Here is a 22,073-nt window from a genome sequence, read left to right as displayed (position 1 = left end):
ACATACCCTATTGAAAACATTAGTAGCCTATATAACCTCCCAAACCCAGCTCCCTAAAAAAAGTGTTGAAAACACAGTCAAGCTTTTAAATGAAGACTGCACCATTCCGTTCATTTCACGCTACAGAAAAGAATTGACGGGAAATTTGGATGAAGTTCAAATTGGCGAAATTGTAAAATTTAAGGAGCAATTTGAAGCACTTGAAAAGAGGAAAACTACCATTCTAAAATCTTTGGAAGAGCAGGGAGTATTGACTGCGGAACTTCAGAAAAAAATAGAGGAAACCACAGATTTAATCGCTTTGGAAGATTTGTATTTGCCTTATAAAAAGAAGCGCAAAACAAAGGCTGATACCGCACGCGAAAACGGTTTGGAACCATTGGCGAAAATTATAATGTCCCAAAATGCTTCCGATATATCATCAATTGCTTTAAAATATATAAAAGGCGAAGTAAATTCCGAAGAGGAAGCCTTGGAAGGCGCACGCCACATTATTGCGGAATGGATCAACGAACGCATCGATATTCGGAATATGCTTCGGAATCAATTGGAGCGTTTTGCCGTGATTTCAACCAAAGTGGTAAAGAAGTTTGAAGAAGACGAAAAAGCGCAGAAATTCCGCGATTATTTTGATTGGAACGAAGCTTTAAATAGAATTCCGTCGCATAGATTGTTGGCAATTCTTCGCGCAACTTCGGAAGGATTTATTCGCCAAAAAATTGAGATTGATGACGAAAAAGCATTGTTTAAAATTGAAGAGAGAATTATAAAAGCTAATAATGCTGCTTCAAAACAAGTAAAACTTGCGATTGAAGATAGTTACAAACGCCTTTTGTTTCCGGCACTTTCAAACGAAACGCTTTCCGCTGCAAAGGAAAAGGCAGATGAAACTGCAATCAACGTTTTTGCCAAAAACTTAAAGCAACTTTTGTTGGGTTCTCCTTTGGGGGAAAAACGGGTTTTGGCTATTGATCCTGGGTTTAGAAGTGGTTGCAAAGTGGTTTGTCTCGATGCCCAAGGAAATTTGCAACATAACGAAACCATCTTTCCGCATCCGCCAAAAAGCGATACTTCAACTGCAATGAAAAAGATAAGCTCGCTGGCAGATGCCCATAAAATTGAAGCAATTGCAATAGGAAACGGAACGGCTTCCCGCGAAACGGAACAGTTTATAAAGCGAATCCAATTTAAAAATGCAATACAGGTTTTTGTTGTGAGCGAAGCTGGCGCATCTATTTATTCCGCTTCAAAAATTGCACGCGATGAATTTCCGAATTACGATGTTACCGTGCGTGGCGCGGTTTCCATCGGTCGCCGTTTGCAGGATCCTTTGGCTGAATTGGTGAAGATTGATGCAAAATCCATTGGCGTTGGGCAATATCAACACGATGTGGATCAAACTAAATTGAAGAGTTCTTTGGATACTTCGGTGGAATTGTGTGTGAATTCCGTTGGCGTAAATATAAATACGGCAAGCGTTCCGCTGTTGAGTTATGTTTCGGGAATTGGTCCAAAACTGGCTGAAAATGTGGTGAATTATCGTGAAGAAAACGGCGCTTTTTCTTCAAGGGAAGGAATAAAAAATGTACCGCGTTTGGGCGGTAAAGCTTTTGAACAGGCAGCTGGATTCCTCAGAATTAAAAATGGCGAAAATCCACTGGACGATTCTTCAGTGCATCCGGAGAGTTATGCGGTCGTTTCAAAAATGGCAAAGGATGAAAAAGTAAAAGTTTCGGAATTGATTGGAAATAAAGCGCTTCTTCAAAAAATAAATCTCGAAAAATATATTTCAGAAAAAATCGGGCTTCCAACTTTAAAAGATATTATCAAAGAACTGGAAAAACCCGGATTGGACATTCGCGAAGAGGCAAAAGTCTTCACTTTCAACCAAAATATAAAGAACATTACCGATTTACGAGAAGGGCAGCTATTGCCAGGAATCGTAAACAACATTACCAATTTCGGCTGTTTTGTTGATATTGGAATAAAAGAAAGTGGCTTGATTCACGTTTCAAATCTTTCAGATTCTTTTGTGAAGGATGTAAACGAGCACGTTCATTTGCACCAACAAATTGTTGTAAAAGTGCTTGATGTAGATGTGGAAAGAAAACGCATTCAACTAAAACTGCACCATTTAGAAACGCGTTAATTATTCTTTAATATTGACTTAAGTCATCAAAAGATAGCTTTTAAAGTCTAATTTTGCGGCTTTTATTTTAATCTTCTCAATTTCACTTTTATGACAAAGCCCCGAATTGCCCTTGTCATTGGAATAGTTTGTATTTCCATTTTCCCCATTTTGGTAAAACTCAGCTTGTCGCCGGGTGTTATTTCGGCGTTTTATAGAATGGCGATTGCCGCTGCTTTGCTGGTTCCTTTTACGGTTTTAAGTGGAAAAATGAGAATTCAATCTTTGAAGATTTTCTTGCTAACCGTTCTTTGCGGTGCAATTTTCGCTGGAGATGTTGCTGTTTGGAACATCGCGATCCAAGAATCTACAGCAACGCAAGCTACTTTACTCACCAATCTTTCACCAGTATGGGTTGGCGTTGGGGCATTTTTTTTCTTAAAAAATAAACCAACGGTCAATTTTTGGATAGGCACGGCAATTGCCATTTTCGGAATGGTAACATTGGTTGGTTTTGGATTTTTCTTAGAACTAGATTTTGACCTGGCCTTTATTTTTGCAATTCTTTCTGGAGTGTTTTATGCCGTTTATATGTTGCTCAGCAAATATGTGCTTTACGAAGTGGAAGTATTACCATTTATAACCATCAGCACACTTTCGTCGGCTATTTTCTTAGCAATCTTGAGTTATTTTATTGGGCAACCATTTTCAGGATTCAGCAATATGGGATGGTTTGTTTTGGTGGTTCAGGGCGTAGTTTGCCAGTTAATGGCGTGGCTACTTTTGGGCTATGCAACCAAACATATGCGGGCCACACGGGTTTCTGTTAGCCTTTTGGGACAGGCGGTTTTGACTACTATTTTGGCGTGGCTTTTTATAGGGGAAGAAGTAAGTTTACAAATGATTTTGGGCGGAGTTATTCTTTTATTAGGCATTCGGATTACTTTCTACAATAGGCCAATTCCTTTCTTCGGAAAAAATAAAAACAGCGAAGAAATAGTTTGAAAAATTAAATCAATTTTGTTGAAATAATTTTAACAGGGCAAGCCTTTGCGGCTTGTTCACAGGTTTCAAACTCTCCATTATCTGCAATTTTCAAAGTAAAAAACCCACGCTTTTCTTCGGAATGGAGCAGGACACACTTTCCGTCTTTTTTTGACATCCGGAAATATTTTGGCGCCAGTTCTACGCAGTAATTGCAACCAATACATTTGTTTCTTTGCAGTGTTACAACAACCATTTTATGAAGCTACAATTTTGTACAATTTATCTGAAGGACGTACTCGGAAAGGTGTCGGGATGGTGCAGGAATCGCCCTTTTTTGCTGTTGAGAGCGACTCATCATTTACAAGCATTTCTGAAAGATCAAATTCCTTTGCGCCAGTGGTGGGTCCGGTTATCAAGATTTTATCGCCTAAGTTTAAATCGTAGGCTTCAATTTTGAATTCTGCAATTTTGGTTTTTGGGAAATAATGGACGCCCTTGCCAATATATACTTTCTTCTGTGTGGCCTGTGAGCCTTCAGTATTGCTCCATTCGCCCAATTTTTGCCCCAAATAATAACCGCCCCAAAATCCGCGGTTATAAACCTTTGCAAGTTCCGCCATCCAATCTTCCACTTTTTCTTCGGAATATGTGCCGTTGTAAAAGGCGTCAATAGCTTCGCGATAGGTTTTGGTAACGGTGGCAACATATTCTGGCGCACGACCGCGACCTTCAATTTTTAAAACTTTTACCCCAGTTTCAATCACTTTATCCAAAAAATCCACCGTGCAAAGGTCTTTGGGCGACATCATATATTCGTTGTCCAATTCAATTTCAAAACCCGTTTCCTGGTCTATTACCGTGTATTTTTTTCTGCAATTCTGCTTACACGCTCCACGGTTTGCCGATGAATTGTGAGAATGTAAACTTAAATAGCATTTACCCGAAACCGCCATGCAAAGCGCACCGTGGCCAAAAATTTCAACTTCAACCAAATTCCCCGAAGGACCTTTAACCTGTTCTTTTTCTATTTGTTCGGTTATCTTCTTTATTTGTCGAAGGCTTAATTCTCGGCTCATCACCATAGTATCTGCAAAGAGTGCGTAAAATTTTACCGTTTCAATGTTTGTAATATTTATTTGGGTTGAAATGTGAATTTCCATTCCAATCTGTCGGGCGTAGGCAATCACAGCCTGATCCATTGCAATCACGGCGGTCAATCCCACAGCTTTTGCGGCATCTAATAAGGTTTTGATCAACGATAGGTCGTGATCGTAAATAATCGTATTTAGGGTAAGATAAGTGCGGACGCCTTTCTTTTTACATCTTTTGGCGATTTCAGAAAGATCGGCAATAGTGAAATTTATACTTGCGCGGGCACGCATGTTCAATTGTTCCACACCAAAATATACTGAATCAGCACCGTTGTCCAAGGCAGCTTGCAACGATTCAAAATTGCCCGCAGGGGCCATTAATTCTATTTTTCCGGAAGTAGTCATTTGCTTAAAAATTGAAAATGACTACAAAAGTCGGATTTGCTTTTTTTACAAAGTATGATATTTGTTAGGTTTTGAAAGAATTTGAAATTTATATTAAACAAACAATATTTCGCAAATTTGTCTTTGATATAATTTCAGTTTCTTAGGTAAAGACCGAGTTTTATCTTCCAATAAGGCATTTTCTCCTCAAAATATTCGAAATACGGTTTTAGGGCTTCGGGATTTTCAAGTGTTTTTTCAGCATTTTTTATTTGCTGAATTTCTTCGGAAGAAATAAATTGTGAAAAGTCAAAAGCTTCACCAAGTTGATGCATTTTTATGAAATGTCCATAAACCGAATCTAATGAAAGCCCACGTTTTTCGGCAATTTGTGAAGGAGAAAGGTTTTCTTCCATAAACATTTTATAGCTTCGTTCGTGGGTTGGCAGACCACTCTCCAAATTATCTAAATGTCGATTGATTACTTTTAGAAAATCAGCTGCATATTTTTCTAATTTTGCTTCACCGACTCCTGAAATCTCTGCAAATTCTTCACGGGTTCTTGGTTTCTTATATTCCATGTCTTCCAAAGTAGCGTCACTGAAAACCACAAAAGCAGGTTTATTAATTTCTTGTGCCAGTTTTAGGCGCAATTCGCGAAGTTTGTCGAAAAGCTCGGCGCGTTTTCGTGGAGCCCGTTCGGTATTTACTTTTTCCACTTCTTGAATGATGTTTGCCAACCTCACTTTTTTTCCTTCAAATAAAACCTTTTTAGCGAAAGGTGTCAGCAATAAACGACCGTTTTCGTGAAAATAAATTTGTAAAACGCCTTGATTTAAAAGTTGAATGACATACTGCTGCAAGTCGCGCCACGAAATATCTTTAGCGGCGCCGAAGGTTTTGATTTTCTGATATCCTTTGTCGTAAACTTGTGCATTTTGTGAACCTCGGAGTACATCCAAAACCATTCCCAATGCCTCCTGCTCCTGCAATCGTGCAACGGCAGAGCATACTTTTTGCGCGATTAAAGTTCCGTCAAAATATTTGGGAGGGGTTTTACAGATGTCACAGTTACCGCAATCTTCGGTTATGTGTTCCCCAAAATAACCGAGCAAAGCTTTTCTTCTACAACTCAGCGCTTCTGCAAATTGTTGCATCCGTTCTAGTTTTGCCAATTGATAGGTTTCTGTCTCAGAGCCTTCGGCAAATTTCCGAAGCATGATTACGTCGGCAAAACTGTAAAAAAGTATGGTATGCGCTGGCAGGCCATCACGTCCGCTCCGGCCGATTTCTTGATAATAACCATCAATATTTTTGGGCATATTATAGTGGATTACCCAACGCACATTGCTTTTGTCTATGCCCATTCCAAAAGCAATTGTTGCAACAATAATTGGCGTCCGGTCGTTCAAAAAATTATCTTGAACCGTATTTCTTTCTTCGGAAGTCATGCCAGCGTGATAGGCTTCAGCTTTGTAACCTTTGGTTTTTAAAGTTGTTGCCAGTTTTTCGGTACTTTTTCTACTTAAACAATATATGATTCCGCTTTCATCAGAATGGTTTTTCAGAAAATCTATAATCTGCTTGTTGCGATTTTGTCCGGGGCGAACGTCTAAATATAAATTGGGTCTATCAAAAGAGGCTATAAAAGTTTTGGCTTCAGGCATGGAGAGTTGTGTTGCAATATCTTCCCGAGTGGCTCGGTCTGCGGTTGCGGTCAAGGCAATTAACGGCACATTTGGAAATTGCTCTTTCAGGCTTTTCAGTTGTGTATATGCTGGTCGAAAATCGTGACCCCAACTGGAAATACAATGCGCTTCGTCAACGGCAAAAAGACTAACTTTTATTGAATTCAGAATAAAGTTTAACTGCGGCAGACTTTCGGGCGCAACGTACAAAAGTTTTAAATTTTCATTTTGGAGATTTTTTAAAACCTGCTGCTGTTCTTCATAAGGTTGGGAACTATTGAAAAATTCTGCGGAAATACCATTTGCTTTTAATGCATCCACTTGATCTTTCATCAAAGCAATTAGTGGTGAAATGACTATCGTAGTTCCTTCCAAAGCCAAAGCCGGCAATTGAAAACACAACGATTTACCGCCGCCGGTGGGCATAATGGCAATGGTGTCTTTTTGATCTAAAACATTATTTATAATTTCTTCCTGATTTGGAAGAAATTGCTCGTAGCCGAAATGTGTTTTGAGCAAATCGAATTTGCTTTGCTGGGTAGTTGTTTCCATTTTTGTAAAAATAACGATTCATACTTTAAAAAAATAAACCCCCACTTAAAGCAGGGGTTTGGTTAGCCAGTCATTTATTTACTCCCCAGCATGACTAGCTCGTTGCAAAATACTTCGGTTATATAGTGTTTGTTGCCTTCCTTATCGTCCCAAGTACGATTGGTAAGTTTCCCTTCAATAACTATTTCTTTGCCTTTGGTAATATAGTTTTCAACTACGTTTACAAGGCCTGGCCTTTTCACAACAACATTGTGCCAGTAAGTGTGTTCTACTTTTTTACCGTCTTTGTCTTTGTAACTGTCATCTGTGGCCATTGAAAATTTTGCAATTTTATTGCCATCGGCAAAGGTTACGATTTCTGGGTCTTGGCCCAATCTTCCAATCAACTGTACTTTGTTTCTAAGTGCGTTCATGATTTCTAAATTTTAATGTTAAACAATTGATACTATCGAAGTTCATTTTATTCGACAGGACAAACTTACCTCGGACTCCAAATTCTAGTTGGTTGTTAATCGCTTACTTTCGTTTATAGTTGTTTGTAAGCGTTTGAAAACGGATATGGTTTTGTAAATCAATAGTTTACAAATAATGGTTCTTGATTTAAATTTTCGTACTTTCAACTATTGAAGAGTAATTTTTAACAAATTTGACTTATGAACAGCAACAGATTGGAAGCATTTAGCGATGGTGTGCTAGCCATAATAATTACCATTATGGTATTGGAGCTGAAAGTGCCCCACGGAACTGAATGGAATGATTTGGCACCATTGCTGCCAGTGTTTTTAAGTTACATTCTAAGTTTTATTTATATCGGAATTTATTGGAACAACCATCACCACATGATGCATGCGGTTGAAAAAGTGAGCGGCGGAATTCTTTGGGCAAACTTACATCTGTTGTTTTGGCTTTCGTTAATTCCTTTTGTTACCGGCTGGATGGGAGAAAACCATTTTTCTGAACTACCCGTGGCATTATATGGGGCAGTACTTTTAATGGCAGCTGTGGCCTATTTTATTCTTCAGAATAGAATATTGTCTGTACAAGGAAAAGATTCACTTTTGGCTAAAGCTTTGGGAAAAGATTTAAAAGGAAAAGCATCACCAATAATTTACATAATAGCAATCATAGTTTCCTTTTACAGCACTTGGATTGCGGGAGCGCTATACATTTTAGTTGCGCTTATGTGGTTAATTCCCGATAAGCGGATTGAGATAATTTTTAAGGAAAAGAAATAGTTACCAGGTTTGGCCTTTTAATTTCATTGCAGCCGTTAGTACATCGCGTTGGCTAATCTGTCCCACCAATTTTCCGTTTTCAATAATCGGGAAGCGCCTGTGTTTTGACTCCAAAAACTTATTGGCAGCATCTAGTACGTTCATTTCGCCATCAATGGTATCAACATTTGTAATCATGTGTTGTTCCACTTTCACATCTTCCATGGGGTGGTTGTGGTAGCGGCAGTCACTAAGCTGTTTCATACAGTCACCTTCGGAAATAATGCCCACCAATTCATTTTTATCATTTACAACGGGGCCTCCGGAGATTTTTTTCTTTAGAAGAATTTCAATTACCTCAAGCACCGATTGCTCAGGTTTAAAAGTAGTGAGGTTGCGCGTCATATAGTCTGAAACCTTTATTTTTTCCGAAGAACCTTTTTGGGGCTTGGCCCGTCTGCCCATAAAACTTTTAATTCCCATAGTATCAAATTTTTGCGAACTTCTAAGATAAACAATTTTATCAAACCGCAGAAATGTATCGATAACGATAAAAAATTCCTTTAGATTAAAATCGTATTTTTAACCACCTAAACTTCCCAACCATGAAAAAATTCGGTGCCATTCTTTCGCTTCTGCTAATAGTTGCAATGGTCTTTTATTCCTTTTATGGATTGGCACCGCAATACTCTGGAGATGAAACTGCTCCAGCTACTGAATTTTCAGTAGATAGGGCGTTGCAGCCTTTAAGCGAAATTTCAAAAAAACCACATTATTTAGGATCCGATGGACATGCAGAAGTACGGAGGGCCTTAATTTCGGAATTGGGGAAATTGGGTCTGGAAGCCCACATTCAAAAGGGATTTAGCTTAAATCCGGAATCGAAAACGCTTGATAAACCTATAAATATTCTTGCCCGAATAAAAGGCTCAGAAGATGGGAAAGCGCTTTTATTACTTTCACATTACGATAGTGCACTCGTTCCCTCCTTCGGTGCCAGCGATGCCGGAAGCGGGGTGGTTACTATTCTGGAAAGCGTGCGCGCTTATTTGGCTTCACGGGCGCAGCCTAAAAACGACATCATCATTCTTTTTTCCGATGCGGAGGAAATTGGACTGGATGGTGCAAAACTTTTTGTGAATGAACATCCTTGCGCAAAAAACGTGGGTTTGGTTCTCAACTTTGAAGCCCGCGGCAGCAGCGGCCCCAGTAATATGATTTTGGAAACCAACGGCGGAAACTCAAAATTGGTTAAGGAATTTATAGCGGCCAATCCAGATTTTCCGGTTGCTTCCTCATTGATGTACAGCGTTTATAAAATGCTTCCGAACGATACAGATTCCACTGTTTTTAGGGAAGACGGAGATATACCCAGTTTTTTCTTCGCCTTTATTGACAGCCATTTTAATTATCACACTGCAAACGACACATTTTATAATCTAAGCCGAAATAGCCTAGCCCATCAAGGCAGCTATTTGCTTCCATTACTGCAATATTTTGCAAACACTGATCTTTCAAAATTGAAAGCTGAGACGGACGATGTTTATGTAAATCTTCCGTTAATAAAAATGGTAAGTTATCCCTTTTCATGGATTTTACCGATGCTTATTTTAGTTACTTTACTATTTCTCTTCCTAATTTTTTACGGACTCCACAAAAGAAAATTGAGCGGAAAAGTGATGGCGAAGGGTTTCGTTCCTTTTTTGCTTTCCTTGATTCTATGTGGAATTATGGGCTTCTTTGGTTGGAAATTGATTTTGGTGCTCTATCCGCAGTATCTAGAAATCCAGCAAGGTTTCACCTATAATGGACATTGGTATATTGCTTTTTTCGTTTTTCTCTCGTTGGCAATTACGTTTGCGATTTATAATAAATTCACCAATAAATTCAATGAACCTTCATATTATGTTGCGCCATTGCTGTTTTGGCTTTTAATAAATCTAGCTGTTTTTATAGTCCTAAAAGGAGCCGCTTTTTTTATAATCCCAGTATTTTTTGGGTTGGTATCGTTTTTTGTGATGCTGCGGCAGGAAAGACCTAGTCTTTTGGCAATGGTATTTTTGGCGGCGCCCGCCTTGTTTATATTTGCGCCCCTCATTCAGTTTTTCCCAGTTGGGTTGGGGCTTAAAATGCTGGTAATAAGCTGCGTTTTCACTGTTCTGCTTTTTGCATTGCTCTGGCCTGTTTTTGGATATTATAAATTGAAAGGTTTACTTTCGGTTGTATGTATACTGTTCGCGACATTCTTCTTCATAAAGGCACATTTTAAAAGTGATTTTTCAGCAGAGCGAAAAAAACCGAATAGCCTTATTTATTATAAAGATGCAGATATTGACAAGACCTATTGGCTTACCTATGACAAAGAAATTGACGCATGGACACAACAATATTTGGGTGAAAGGCCTGAAGATGCATCCAAGATTTTGGGGGAAGCATCCTATAATAAATACGGAACCGATTTTAGCTTTGCGAAGGAAGCTCCGCTAAAAACCATTCCCGATTTTGAAGTGATTTTGGAGGCAGATACGCTGGTTGAAAATCTTCGGGATGTGAAGTTTACCATCGTTCCAAAACGAAAGGTGAACAAAATTGATTTATATGCCGAAAACGCCACATTTCAATCTTTGACTTTCAACGGAAAGGAAATGCCCGCTTCCAGTATTTCAAAAAACTATCGGGGAACAAAAAATAGTGCGCTTATTAATTATTACGTTTCCGAAAATGATTCCCTGAAAGTTCATTTTTCAGCGACAAAGGGAACTCCAGTAACCTTTAAGGTGATGGAATATTCCTTTGATTTGATGGGAGATGATCAATTTAATATATCAAAACGACCCGATTACACTATGCCGAAACCCTTTGTAATCACCGATGCCGTTGCGGTAAAGCGGACTTTTTCAGTAGATTCCTTAAGAGTGAAAGTTATTGATACATTTCAGACTAATCTACAAAATAGGTTGATGTATGAATAAAACAATTGCAATTGCGGGTTTGGGATGGCTTGGGCAACCTTTGGCCTATCGCTTGGCAACATTGGGCTACACCGTAAAGGGTTCGGTAACTTCTATTGAAAAAGCTACTTTACTGCAGCAAAACGGCTTTGATGCCTATCCCGTGGAAATTTCGGAAAATGGAATCGAGGGTGAAGTGCAAGCCCTGCTGAACAATGTGGATTGTTTGCTTATTATGATTCCGCCCGGGCTTCGGAAGAATACTGGCGCAGATTATGTTTTGAAAATGGCACATTTGCTGGCTGCAATAACGGAAGCTTCGGTTTCTAAAGTGGTTTTGGTGAGCAGCACTTCGGTTTACGATGATTCGCAGGGTAGGGTGACAGAGCACGATGAACCCAAACCCGAAACCATTGCCGGAAAGCAACTGCGACAGGTAGAAGAATTGTTTCTGAATGCTGAAGGGCTGCAGACTACGGTGGTACGTTTTGGCGGATTGCTTGGTGGCAGTAGAAATCCTGTAAAATATTTGGCGGGGCGAAAGGATTTGGCAGATGGCAGCGCCCCCGTAAATTTGATTCATCGGGATGATTGTATTAACATCTTGGTTGAAATTTTAAAACAGGATGCCTTCGGAAAAGTCTTTAATGCCGTAAACCCAAGCCACCCAAAAAAATCTGACTACTACTTTCAAAAAGCAAAAGAACTTGGATTAGAGCCACCAACTTTCGCTGAAGCCGACTCAAATGAAATTTTTAAACAGGTGGATTCTGAAAATTTGAAAACGGTTTTAAATTATTCTTTCAAAACGTCTATATAAAAAAGGAGCCTGTTACAGCTCCTTTTCATTTCAATAAAATACTTTAAAACTACCAAATACGTACCCTATCTTCTGGGGCAAGGTACATAGGGTCGCCTTCCTTAATATCAAAAGCTTCGTAAAACGCATCAATGTTTAGCAAAGGTTGTGTAGCACGAACCATACCCGGAGAATGCGGATCTGTTTTTACTTGGTTACGCAATGCTTCGTCGCGAGATTTGGTGCGCCAAACCGTGGCCCAACTCATAAAGAAACGTTGCTCTGGTGTTAACCCGTCAATGTTATCTGGGCGACCGTTTTCTTTATAAAAACGTTGCAAGCCATCGTAAGCGCCAAGCACCCCACCAAGGTCACCGATATTTTCACCCAAGGTAAAGTGTCCGTTAATGAAAACGCTATCCAAAACTTCCACATTGCTGTATTGCTCGGCAAGTTTATTGCCGCGTTCGGTGAAGTTTTTAAGATCGGTTTCGGTCCACCAATTTACCAGGTTTCCGTTTGCGTCAAAACGCGAACCGCTGTCATCAAAAGCATGTGAAATTTCGTGGCCTATTACTGCGCCAATACCACCGTAGTTTACAGCTTCATCTGCCTTGTAGTCATAGAAAGGCGGTTGAAGAATAGCTGCTGGAAAAACGATTTCATTATTGAAAGGATTGAAATACGCATTCACTGTTTGTGGGCTCATGCCCCATTCGGTACGGTCTACAGGCTCGTCTATTTTTTCAAGGTTGTCTTTAAGGTTCCAAGTTTGCACGGCTACCATATTGTCATAATAGGTGTTACCTGGTTTCACCTCCATAGAAGAGTAATCTTTCCACTTGTCTGGATAACCCACTTTTACGGTGAATTTGTTAAGTTTTTCAATGGCCTTAACCTTTGTACTGTCGCTCATCCATTCCAAAGCATTAATTCGGTCTTTGTAAGCTGCAATCACATTTTCAATCATGGATTCTGCCTTCGCCTTTGCTTCTGGCGGGAACATTTCATCTACATAAAGTTTGCCCAAAGCTTCACCTACACTTCCGTTAACGGTGGCAAGGGCACGTTCGTCAGCAGGTTTTTGTTTTTTGGTTCCGTTTAATGTGGTAGCATAAAAATCAAAATTGGCTTTCTCAATTTCTGTGGTCAACATTCCAGCGGAATTGTTCAAAGTAGACCAACGCATTACGGTTCTCCAAGTATCAAAATCTGGTTTTGAAAACATTTGTTTTAATGTTTCCATATATTTTGGTTGCATCACGATAACAGTGTCCAGTTGTTTGTTGATGTCCATTTGCTCAAATGCCTGTTCCCATTGAATTTGCGGAAGCATTTTTTGCAATTCGGTAATACTTCTTGGGTTGTTGAAATTTCTGAAATCGCGGCTTGCAACCTTATCCAGTCTTGGAGTGGCTAGCTTAGTTTCAAAAGCTAGAATAGTTTCAGCCTGCTTGCGTGCAGCTTCTTCCGAATCACCCAAAAATTGAAGCATTCTTGTAATATGATCTACATATTGCTCGCGGATTTTTACCGAAGCAGGATCTGTATTGGTGTAAAAATCGCGATCTGGCAGCCCTAAACCGCCTGGCGTGATATAGGCAGAGTTAATAGCGCTATTGTTAGGGTTTGAAAATGCTGCAAGACCCAAAAATGGTTGTGAAACCGCAACGGCTTCTTCAGCCATTAATTTTTGAAAATCTTCCATGCTATTCATGGCAGCAATCTTTTCTAGTGTAGGTTTTAAAGGTTCAATACCAGCTTTGTCCCTTGCAACAGAGTCTAATTTTGATTCATAAATCATCAGGGCTTTGGCTTGATCGGTTTCGGGGGCGTATTTGCCGCTTTCCTTTGCTTTTGCCAAAATGTTCAGCATGTCCTTGCTGGTTTTTTTGCGTAGAATTGTGAATCCGGCCCAACTGGTTTCATCATCTGGAATTTCATTGTTTTTCATCCAGTTTCCGTTCACGTAATTGTAGAAATCATCTTTTGGACTTACGGTGGTGTCCATATTTGCGAGGATAATACCGTGTGGTTCAGTGTCTGCAACGGCCACTTCGGTTTTTTCCTTACAAGCGGTTGCGGCTACGGCAACAACTGCAAAGGCCACAACGGGTTTTAAAAAATTAGTCTTCATTTTATGGTTTTAGATTAAAGTATTTGTTGATTTAATAGTATGCTGAAAGCATAAGTTGCTTTTACTTTGTGTTTGTTACACTTTCTTGTTTTTTTTATCCTGAAGTTCCAAATTTATGATTGAATCTTTGTAGCGTTGTTGTTTTTTCAGTTCGTTTTCTTCGTCTTCCTTTCTTGTGAAATCTATTTTGTCCTTTTGAAACTTTTCGTTTAGTTGAACAATCAGATTTTTTACGGCTCCATTCATTTCTTCCAAAGATTGCTGCACCTTTAACGAATCAATAGTAGCTTGGTGGGACGCCTGAAAAAGTAGGGCAGAGCGGGTTTTCAGTACCATCAATCGGCTGTGGATAGGTTTGGTGTTTAGCGTATCGGGGACGTTGCTGAAAAGTGAATCTGCATATTCCTTTAAACGTTCGGAACGGTTGCGCAAGTCTTGGTAATTGCTGCCGTTTGCATTTTGCGCTTCGGCTAAAAAATCTTCCAAAACTCCCCAACGTACGGCCTGTTCTTTTGCTGGAGGCGAAAGTGTGGGAAAATTGTAGTTTTTGTCTCCAAAAATTATGGAGGCATCATTGGTTGGCGTTTGTTTTTGGTTTTCTTCGGAAGCATTTCCGCAGGAAAAAACAAAACCGACAAACATTAAAAGGGGAATAAAAAACTTCATAAAGAATAAAAGAGGCACAAAGATACTGGTTATTAACCAAATGGTACATAAAATTTTTAGGTGTTGAAAGCATTGATAATATGTATATTTACACTTCATTTTTTGAATCAGCAAACATATGAAAAAGCGAATTTTGATAATAGGCGCCTGCGGCCAAATAGGGACGGAATTAACGCTATACCTTCGTAATAAATTTGGAAGCCATAAAGTAATAGCCAGTGACATTCGGGAGGGCGAAGAGGAGTTGATGAAGAGCGGCCCTTTTGAAATTTTGGACGCAATGGATTACAACGCTGTGGAAGAGGTGGTAATACGCCACGAGATAACAGACGTTTATTTAATGGCGGCGATGCTTTCCGCTACGGCGGAAAAGTTTCCTATGAAAGGTTGGAACCTGAATATGAATTCACTTTTTCACGTATTGAATTTAGCCAAAGACAAAAAAATTGAAAAGATATTTTGGCCTTCCAGCATTGCTGTTTTTGGACCCTCCACTCCAAAAACGGACACGCCACAGCGCACGGTGATGGAACCCACTACGGTGTACGGAATTAGCAAGCAAACGGGAGAACGCTGGTGCGAATATTATTACAATCGTTACGGAGTGGATGTTCGCAGCATTCGTTATCCAGGGCTTATCAGTTATAAAACCCTGCCTGGCGGCGGCACTACAGATTATGCGGTAGATATTTACCACAAAGCATTAAAGCACAAAAAGTATATCTGTTTCCTAAATGATGAAACAACTTTGCCCATGATGTTTATGGATGATGCCATAAAAGCAACCGTTAATATTATGGAGACTGAAAAAGAAAAGATAAAAATTAGAAGCTCGTACAATCTCTCTGCCATGAGTTTTAATCCTGAGGAAATTACCGAAAGCATCCAAAAGCATATCCCCGAATTTAAAATAAGTTATGATCCCGATTTTAGACAAGCTATTGCAGATAGTTGGCCACAAAGTATCGATGATAGCGAAGCACGGGAAGATTGGGGTTGGAAAAGCGAAATTTCCTTGGATGAAATGACCGAAATAATGCTCACCAATTTAAAGGATAGGTATTAGGATTATTTATCCTCGTCAAATATTACTTCCAAAATATTAGCGGTTCCACTTTTTCCTTCGTTTGAAATGTATAGGGTGCCATCTGAGGCGAAAGTAATTCCCTCAGGCTGGGGAAATGACTCCTCATACAACTTATGCAATTTTAGAAGCTTCCCGTTGCTGTCCATTATCAACACTTGCGGATTTTTTCCTTCCAAAACATAGAAATGCCCTGTTTTTGGGTGAATAGCAATGTCTGAAGGGAAAAAATTTGAAAAGAGGTCTATATCGTCATCTGCATCTTTTGATTTAAAAATTGGGGCGTCCAAAGGAATTTTCAATACTGGCAAGGAATTGGATTTTTTGGTTTCGAGGTCAAAAGAATAAATTCCCTTATAATCTTTACTATTGGGGTCAATGTCCTTTACCGCGAAAAGTAAGCGATTGTTGGATGTATCGGCCACTACCGATTCCATATTATTTCTTCCAGAGAAGGGGAGTTGATATTCGATTGTTTCAAAATTGTTACTGAGGTAATTTTCAACTTCAAAGAGAAGGCCGCTGCTTTCCATAACATATGCAGTGCTGTCTGTGGTGGTTATTGCTTCATAGTCGCCAGATTTCCCAAAGGATATTTTTTTTTCAACAAGGTTCGTTTTTAAATTATATATAAAAATTATTCCTTCTTCGTCCTGCACGGCAGCAATTTTATCTTCGGAAATCCACCTTATACCAGAAATTTCATTTAATTCTATGGGCATATCCCACTTTCGTACAATAGTATAGCTTTCGTTTTCCAAACGGGGATTAAGCGCAGGATTTTCAAAAGCGTACCATAGAATTCCTACAAAAGCGAGAACCCCAACAATTATTATAAAAGCAAGTCTGTTTTCATTCATGATTTTTCAGTATAAGCACATAAATTAAATGAAATAATAATTGGTGTTCCTTAAAATTTTTATAAAAAAATTGATTCGCTGTTTTGAGTTGGAGCAGACAAATATTGTTGTAGCCTCACCAAGAATCGAACTTGGATCTAAAGTTTAGGAAACTTCTATTCTATCCATTGAACTATGAGGCCATAGTGTAAATCCCCAAATTTAACTATTTTAAGATGATTGCTGAAAGTAATTTAATCAGTAGCCATACACTATTTCTACTTTAGGCGATTGCGAAGCATGCATAGTACTCCAATTTCTTCTTTTGACAAATTTTCTGCTTTTTTAAGCAATTGGGTTATTTCCTTTTTGAAATACCTTAAAGTGCGGCCTTCGGTATAATCCTCAATTACGCGAGGGTCAATATAGCTGCTTCGCGCCACGGCGGGAGTGTTGCCCAAGGTTTCAGAGACCCTGTTTACGGCTTCTTTAATATTCTTGTCCAATAATTTTTGATCTTCCTCTTCAACTACCCCGAGCTCATCCAGAGCAATGGCGGCAATCATTGTACCTGCCCAGGTTCTAAAATCTTTTGAAGAAAATTCTTCCCCCATTACTTCTTGTATGTAGCTATTTAGGTCATCGCTCTTTACATCTATAATATTGTTTTCCTCATCAAGGTATTTAAAAATCTCATAACCTGGCATATCATCAATTTCTTGAACAATTTTAGCGAGTTTTTTATCAACCACGTGCTTTTCCTGTTCTTGCCCAGATTTTCCGTTGTAGGAAAATATGAGCTCATTGCCGTTTATGGTAAGGTGCTTACTGCGCATGGTGGTTAAGCCGTAGGTTGCGTTTTCTTTGGAATACGCCTCACTGCCCGGCCGAAAAAAAGCCGATTCCAAGAGGCGGACCATTGTGGCCAAGACTTTTTCACGATTTAGCTTTCGTTTGCGTAAATGCTGGCCGGTAACACGCCGCATATGCTCCAATTGGTTGGCAAAATCTATAATCCGATCGAATTTTTTGGCATTTTGTCGCTCGGTGTATTTAGGGTGATAAATGTATTGTTTGCGGTCCTTGTCATCCCTGCCTGTGACCAAAAGGTCTGCGTTTTGGTCTTCACTTATTTCTACATCAGTCCAAGCCGGCGGGATGACGAGGGACTTTATCCAATTGCGAGTTTCTTTATCTCTGATGGTTTTACCCTTTTCATCTTTATAAGTAAAGCCTCTACCGTGTTTTTTTCTTTTGTACATGGCAATTTTTTGGTTTTAAAATTAAGAGAAATCCATTTCAGTATTTAACTCTTTAAGAATCTATTAAGAAAGGATTTCCCTGTGATAAGTATGTAATAGCGTGGGAGTACCTATGGAATATCCATAACTTATAGTCGCCTTAGGGTCGGCATACAATCGGCATAGAGTCGGCATAGAATCGGCATAGAGTCGGCATACGGTCGGCATAGAAAGGTTGGGTTGGATGAAGAAAAGGAATTGCCAACACCAGTGCAGTGGTGCTAATATACGCAACTACGGCTGCCAAAGTCAAGGGAAAAACGTAATTTACTATTTATTTTTTGATTATCCCATGGCCCTGATAAGTTTCATTAATAGTTATAGGGGTTGATTAACAGATAGTTGTGTTAATTTACATATTGTTTTACGTATCTGTCCAGTAACCTCTGGACTCTCTCTGGTTTCTTTTCTGATTTCCTATGTAGGTTGAACTCTTCATTTTTTTGATATGCATCTCGAATGCCAATAGGTGTAGAAGTGTAACCAATATAGAACGAGGACAATTTTTCTGAATGCAATATGTATATACGATATTCGATATAAAAAGCAAAAAAAGCCCAACATAACTGCTGGGCTTTTTGCGCCTCCTCTTGGGCTTCCTTCGATGCGTTCCTAGGGTCGCTTACTCAGGATAAACTTCTCGCCCGATACACTTAACCTAAAACAAAAAAACCAGCCTAATTAAAGACTGGTCTGTTTTGCTCCTCCTCTTGGGCTCGAACCAAGGACCCTCTGATTAACAGACCGAAAAAAAGGTTTTTCACTTTTTTTCATTTTTTAGCTAATCTTAGTATCCATAGGGCTTTTCAAGGATTACATCTTTCCCAACTTTTCAGATATTTACACATATTATCCCCAAATGTTTGACCTATGTTTGACCCAAACTTAATTTGATAGTATTTGCATCCACCCGTTGAACTATGAACTTTTTGGGAATTTTTGATTTTTCCCCTAATGTTTTGGCAAAGATATAGATTTCAACCTTAACCAAAATATCCCAACTAAAATACAGAAATATCCTTGATACTTTAAATCCAAATAGTGTAGTAATATCATTTTTGAAGTAGATGTATTTGTCATATTCCAAAGTATTTTCTACTGGCTCTAAATCAAACTCCCAATTTTCATACTCCATCCCAATCTTAAAGGGTATAAAATCTGTTTTCATAATTAATGGGTATAAAAAAACCACCTATTAATTTGGTGGTTAGGCGGGTTAATAATTAATTAGTTTTAAGTGTTCTCCATAGTTTCAGAATATATAGCTTTAAAATCTTCAACAACAGTTGGAAAATTAATATTGATTTTCAGCTTTTCATAAGGCTCTGGGGAAATTGTAATTGTGATAGTATTTTTAAAACTGGAAATCTTTAAGTACAGGTCTTCAAAGTGTTCTATCCAATCTTTCAACAAAGTATCATCATCCTTAATTATCTGAAAATCCAAGACTGATTCTTCACAATCCTTTTCAAAATTAGCTAATGAAGCTACTTGGGCTAACTTATAATAGGTTTCTGCAAATATGCAATCTTCATTTCTGACAGGGCATACACAGGTAAAAGGTGTTTCATTGCTAGCTATCCATTTTGACCATTTTCTGCATTCATTTGTTTGCGCAACTTCTAAAAAGTAATTTTTTTGTTCATTTAGGAAATTATTTATTTCTTCTAAATTCATTCTGCAATGTTCATCAATATTCCATCTTTCCAAATAGCCTAACATTTGTTGCAAAATCTTTGGCTATTTCTGCTTGCTTTTCTGAAGTGGAAATAGAAATATTATAAGTTTTAGAGTATTTGACAGTTATTCCTGCAACTTTTTCATAAAAATCCAGATTCAATGTATTTGGTCTATAAACAATATAAATATGGCTTTCATTATCTGGTAATTTACTTTTTTGAATAAAATATTGCCTATCACTTTTTTTCATCAAAATAAACTGTTGTCCACCCCAAAGATTATTTCCAAGGGTATCAACTAATATTTTAAACTTTTTCCCAAAAGTCTCTTGCTCTAAAGTAGTTTTTTCTTCTTTGTTCCTTGAAAAAAGATAAAAAGCTATAAATCCAATAATTGCAACTATAATGTAAGTCATACTTTTTGATTTTTGCGTGTCCACACAATTATTAATCCTAATATAAGTATAGCTCCAGGTATTAATCTAATGCCAGCAGAAGATGTACCTCCATTTTGGCTTAAAATAGATTGAAATATCAATGCAATAATTATTACTACTAGGGAAAACCCTATTTTTTTAATTGTATTCATAAAAATAGATTTTAAAACTTGCCATATATGACATTAAACAAAACAAATATAACCCATTCCTTGACTTGTCAAATATGTCAAGAATGGAAAAAGGTGATTTACTGAAAATTATAGGTAAAAGAGTACAGGAAATTAGAATCTCAAAAGGCTACTCACAGGTTGATTTGGCTGGAAAAATAAAAGGCACAATTGATACTACAAATATTTCAAGAATAGAATCTGGAAGGACTAATCCAACCATTTATACTCTACATAGGATTGCAGAAGCACTGGAAGTTTCATTAGATAAGTTAGTACTAGTTAATTAAACTGGTCTAAGTTTTTCGCAATATTTACAACAAACTAATCCAAAGTCTTCTAATTCAATATAATCAAATGCTAAATCATTAAAATTGTAGGTCCATCTAAAATATGATTTTAATAGCTCCGCAATTTGATGCTTAATAGATAAATGTTGTTTCCAAAATTTTTTTAGGTTTACAAATCCATAATTTTCTAAAAATGATTCTGTAAAACTTTCTGACTTTATGGCTCTTTCCTTAAATATTTCAATAGCCCTTTCTTCCTCTTTATATAGTAGATAATCTAATCGAGCAATAGCTCTCATAGTCTTATTATTGCACAACAGAGCTCTATCATTGATTAACTGTTGCATTTTAATTTCAAAATCATTTAAATCAAAATACTCAGTAGTGTAGCCAAGCCCAGAAAGTTTAGATTCCTCTACGAAATTAAAATCATTTAGTTTTTTTAAAGAATGTGTTTTGGCAAATACTTTATTATATGAACTTAGAATAGTGCCATTCGAAATTTTTCCCTCTTCATATTGCTCTCTAAATTTCATTGTTTTAAACCATCCGCGATATGTTTCCAACAAATCTTCTCTTTCACCTTCAATTTCAGGAGTAACAATAAAATAATTATACTTTGCTTTAATGGAGGGACATTTGAAATCTAGGTGATACTTATGTTTTCCCCCAGTTAAAAAAACAAAATGTCTGGAATCTGCTTGCTCTTCTATAAAAGTATATACTGATAAATTTTTATTCTGTAAAAGATTTTTGTAGATGTATAATCTGCTCTTTTCTAAATTGTTAAAAAAATAGTACAAATTGTATTTATCATATACTTCTTTTTCAAATTTTTCTTGTGTCCAATTCTTGAGTATATCCTCAGTATTGATATTATTTACCAACTTCTCAAATACATATTTTGTAATTATTGCCACAAGTGTAAATGTTTAAGGCAATTTAATAATTTTTCAAATACCATTTTAGCTATTAGGTAAGTACAGCCAGTAACTTACCCCACCAATCTAGATTAGATAAGTATTCCATTGAAAAATTAATTTAAAGGGCTAATAGCATAACCTAACAATCAGTTTTGGCTATAATATTATATCTACTACTGAAGGTATAGATTGATGATTAGCCCTTTTTGGTACTTTTAGTGCACATTCACAAGTGCAGGTAATTACAATAAATCATTGTCCTTAAAACTGTAAAAGGATTCTTTTGTAACAATTAAGTGGTCCAATAATACCAAGTCAACCACTTCACAGGCACTTTTCAACCTTTTGGTCAATCTCTTGTCTGTTTCACTTGGCTGTAAATTCCCAGATGGATGGTTATGTACTATTATAAGTGAGGAAGAATGGGTTTTAAGTGCTACACTAAGAATAATCTTTATGTCCACTACTGAACCTGAACTGCCTCCTTTACTTAATTCATAAATTCCTAACACCACATTGGCTCTATTCATCAATATTACCTTCACTTCTTCTTGAAACTCTATTATGCTCATATCCCAATGGGACAAAGCTACCTGCCTAGCTGTGTCACTATTATTGACCTTAATCTTCTTACCTCCTGTATTGGAATAGGACACTTTAATTTCTGATACTTTCATAACTTGAAAACTAAAATCCGTCCCAAAATGACCCAGCACCTATATAGTAAAAAGTCAAAAAGGGACAGATTTAAAA

At 37.8% G+C, this 22,073-nt stretch carries 22 protein-coding genes and 1 tRNA gene; 7 read left to right on the top strand and 16 right to left on the bottom strand.

What is annotated here, in order from left to right; all coding sequences use genetic code 11:
- Nucleotides 1-10: 10 nt before the first annotated feature.
- Both AC58DT_RS07445 and AC58DT_RS07440 read left to right on the top strand, forming a co-directional pair.
- Nucleotides 11-2,149, top strand: a complete 2,139-nt coding sequence (locus AC58DT_RS07445; protein WP_497216240.1) for a Tex family protein — start codon at nt 11-13, stop codon at nt 2,147-2,149.
- Between the two features lie 90 nt (nt 2,150-2,239).
- Nucleotides 2,240-3,133 (top strand): DMT family transporter, encoded by an 894-nt coding sequence (locus AC58DT_RS07440; protein WP_497216239.1) that lies wholly within the window; start codon nt 2,240-2,242, stop codon nt 3,131-3,133.
- A 4-nt stretch (nt 3,134-3,137) separates the two neighbouring features.
- Here the strand turns inward: AC58DT_RS07440 and AC58DT_RS07435 are convergent, their stop codons facing one another.
- The 4 genes from AC58DT_RS07435 to AC58DT_RS07420 form a co-directional block, all read right to left on the bottom strand.
- Nucleotides 3,138-3,368: a ferredoxin gene (locus tag AC58DT_RS07435; RefSeq protein ID WP_497216238.1), complete on the bottom strand. Its 231-nt coding sequence runs from the start codon at nt 3,366-3,368 to the stop codon at nt 3,138-3,140.
- Between the two features lies 1 nt (nt 3,369).
- Nucleotides 3,370-4,611, bottom strand: coding sequence for a peptidase U32 family protein (locus AC58DT_RS07430; RefSeq protein ID WP_497216237.1), 1,242 nt, complete (start codon nt 4,609-4,611; stop codon nt 3,370-3,372).
- A gap of 134 nt (nt 4,612-4,745) precedes the next feature.
- Nucleotides 4,746-6,830: a DNA helicase RecQ gene (recQ, locus tag AC58DT_RS07425; RefSeq protein ID WP_497216236.1), complete on the bottom strand. Its 2,085-nt coding sequence runs from the start codon at nt 6,828-6,830 to the stop codon at nt 4,746-4,748.
- A 74-nt stretch (nt 6,831-6,904) separates the two neighbouring features.
- On the bottom strand, nt 6,905-7,243 hold the full coding sequence (locus AC58DT_RS07420; protein WP_497216235.1) for a single-stranded DNA-binding protein: 339 nt from the start codon (nt 7,241-7,243) through the stop codon (nt 6,905-6,907).
- A 240-nt stretch (nt 7,244-7,483) separates the two neighbouring features.
- Here AC58DT_RS07420 and AC58DT_RS07415 point away from each other — a divergent pair, with 240 nt between their 5' ends.
- The gene (locus AC58DT_RS07415) at nt 7,484-8,065 is read left to right on the top strand and encodes a TMEM175 family protein (protein ID WP_497216234.1); all 582 of its coding nucleotides are present in this window, start codon (nt 7,484-7,486) and stop codon (nt 8,063-8,065) included.
- On the opposite strand, the gene AC58DT_RS07410 is transcribed toward AC58DT_RS07415, so the two are convergent.
- Nucleotides 8,066-8,527, bottom strand: coding sequence for a CBS domain-containing protein (locus tag AC58DT_RS07410; protein ID WP_497216233.1), 462 nt, complete (start codon nt 8,525-8,527; stop codon nt 8,066-8,068). It lies immediately after the preceding gene.
- A gap of 122 nt (nt 8,528-8,649) precedes the next feature.
- Here AC58DT_RS07410 and AC58DT_RS07405 point away from each other — a divergent pair, with 122 nt between their 5' ends.
- Both AC58DT_RS07405 and AC58DT_RS07400 read left to right on the top strand, forming a co-directional pair.
- Nucleotides 8,650-11,016: a M28 family peptidase gene (locus AC58DT_RS07405; protein ID WP_497216232.1), complete on the top strand. Its 2,367-nt coding sequence runs from the start codon at nt 8,650-8,652 to the stop codon at nt 11,014-11,016.
- Nucleotides 11,009-11,815 carry an NAD(P)H-binding protein gene (locus AC58DT_RS07400; RefSeq protein WP_497216231.1) on the top strand — a complete coding sequence of 269 codons (807 nt, stop codon included), beginning with the start codon at nt 11,009-11,011 and terminating at the stop codon, nt 11,813-11,815. The genes AC58DT_RS07405 and AC58DT_RS07400 overlap by 8 nt, the downstream gene beginning before the upstream one ends.
- 49 nt (nt 11,816-11,864) lie before the next feature.
- Here AC58DT_RS07400 and AC58DT_RS07395 read toward each other — a convergent pair whose 3' ends face one another.
- Together AC58DT_RS07395 and AC58DT_RS07390 are read right to left on the bottom strand one after the other, a co-directional pair.
- On the bottom strand, nt 11,865-13,931 hold the full coding sequence (locus tag AC58DT_RS07395; protein WP_497216230.1) for a M13 family metallopeptidase: 2,067 nt from the start codon (nt 13,929-13,931) through the stop codon (nt 11,865-11,867).
- A 75-nt stretch (nt 13,932-14,006) separates the two neighbouring features.
- On the bottom strand, nt 14,007-14,573 hold the full coding sequence (locus tag AC58DT_RS07390; protein ID WP_497216229.1) for a hypothetical protein: 567 nt from the start codon (nt 14,571-14,573) through the stop codon (nt 14,007-14,009).
- A 142-nt stretch (nt 14,574-14,715) separates the two neighbouring features.
- Between AC58DT_RS07390 and AC58DT_RS07385 the strand changes: the two genes are divergently transcribed.
- Nucleotides 14,716-15,663 carry an NAD-dependent epimerase/dehydratase family protein gene (locus tag AC58DT_RS07385; RefSeq protein WP_497216228.1) on the top strand — a complete coding sequence of 316 codons (948 nt, stop codon included), beginning with the start codon at nt 14,716-14,718 and terminating at the stop codon, nt 15,661-15,663.
- A gap of 2 nt (nt 15,664-15,665) precedes the next feature.
- Here the strand turns inward: AC58DT_RS07385 and AC58DT_RS07380 are convergent, their stop codons facing one another.
- The 7 genes from AC58DT_RS07380 to AC58DT_RS07350 all read right to left on the bottom strand — a co-directional run bounded on the left by AC58DT_RS07380 (nt 15,666) and on the right by AC58DT_RS07350 (nt 20,089).
- Nucleotides 15,666-16,541, bottom strand: coding sequence for an SdiA-regulated domain-containing protein (locus AC58DT_RS07380; RefSeq protein WP_497216227.1), 876 nt, complete (start codon nt 16,539-16,541; stop codon nt 15,666-15,668).
- Nucleotides 16,542-16,651: 110 nt separating this feature from the next.
- Nucleotides 16,652-16,723: transfer RNA gene (locus AC58DT_RS07375), tRNA-Arg, on the bottom strand.
- A 75-nt stretch (nt 16,724-16,798) separates the two neighbouring features.
- On the bottom strand, nt 16,799-17,782 hold the full coding sequence (locus tag AC58DT_RS07370) for a DNA topoisomerase IB (RefSeq protein ID WP_497216226.1): 984 nt from the start codon (nt 17,780-17,782) through the stop codon (nt 16,799-16,801).
- A gap of 907 nt (nt 17,783-18,689) precedes the next feature.
- Entirely contained in the window at nt 18,690-18,989 is a 300-nt protein-coding gene (locus AC58DT_RS07365) for a hypothetical protein (protein ID WP_497216225.1), read from the bottom strand.
- Between the two features lie 65 nt (nt 18,990-19,054).
- Nucleotides 19,055-19,498: a hypothetical protein gene (locus AC58DT_RS07360; RefSeq protein ID WP_497216224.1), complete on the bottom strand. Its 444-nt coding sequence runs from the start codon at nt 19,496-19,498 to the stop codon at nt 19,055-19,057.
- Nucleotides 19,499-19,511: 13 nt separating this feature from the next.
- The gene (locus AC58DT_RS07355) at nt 19,512-19,916 is read right to left on the bottom strand and encodes a hypothetical protein (RefSeq protein ID WP_497216223.1); all 405 of its coding nucleotides are present in this window, start codon (nt 19,914-19,916) and stop codon (nt 19,512-19,514) included.
- Nucleotides 19,913-20,089, bottom strand: a complete 177-nt coding sequence (locus tag AC58DT_RS07350) for a hypothetical protein (RefSeq protein ID WP_497216222.1) — start codon at nt 20,087-20,089, stop codon at nt 19,913-19,915. Before AC58DT_RS07350 ends, AC58DT_RS07355 begins: the two co-directional genes overlap by 4 nt.
- 83 nt (nt 20,090-20,172) lie before the next feature.
- Between AC58DT_RS07350 and AC58DT_RS07345 the strand changes: the two genes are divergently transcribed.
- Nucleotides 20,173-20,397, top strand: a complete 225-nt coding sequence (locus tag AC58DT_RS07345; RefSeq protein WP_497216221.1) for a helix-turn-helix domain-containing protein — start codon at nt 20,173-20,175, stop codon at nt 20,395-20,397.
- Here AC58DT_RS07345 and AC58DT_RS07340 read toward each other — a convergent pair.
- Together AC58DT_RS07340 and AC58DT_RS07335 are read right to left on the bottom strand one after the other, a co-directional pair.
- A complete protein-coding gene (locus tag AC58DT_RS07340) occupies nt 20,394-21,317 on the bottom strand; it encodes a hypothetical protein (RefSeq protein WP_497216220.1) in 924 nt (307 codons plus the stop codon). The genes AC58DT_RS07345 and AC58DT_RS07340 overlap by 4 nt on opposite strands.
- Nucleotides 21,318-21,562: 245 nt before the next feature.
- Nucleotides 21,563-21,997 carry a JAB domain-containing protein gene (locus AC58DT_RS07335; protein WP_497216219.1) on the bottom strand — a complete coding sequence of 145 codons (435 nt, stop codon included), beginning with the start codon at nt 21,995-21,997 and terminating at the stop codon, nt 21,563-21,565.
- Nucleotides 21,998-22,073: the final 76 nt, after the last annotated feature.

This window comes from Aequorivita sp. CRS11, assembly GCF_059693805.1.
The sequence above is the reverse complement of the archived record's forward strand: the minus strand, read 5'-3'. Positions and strand labels throughout refer to the sequence as shown.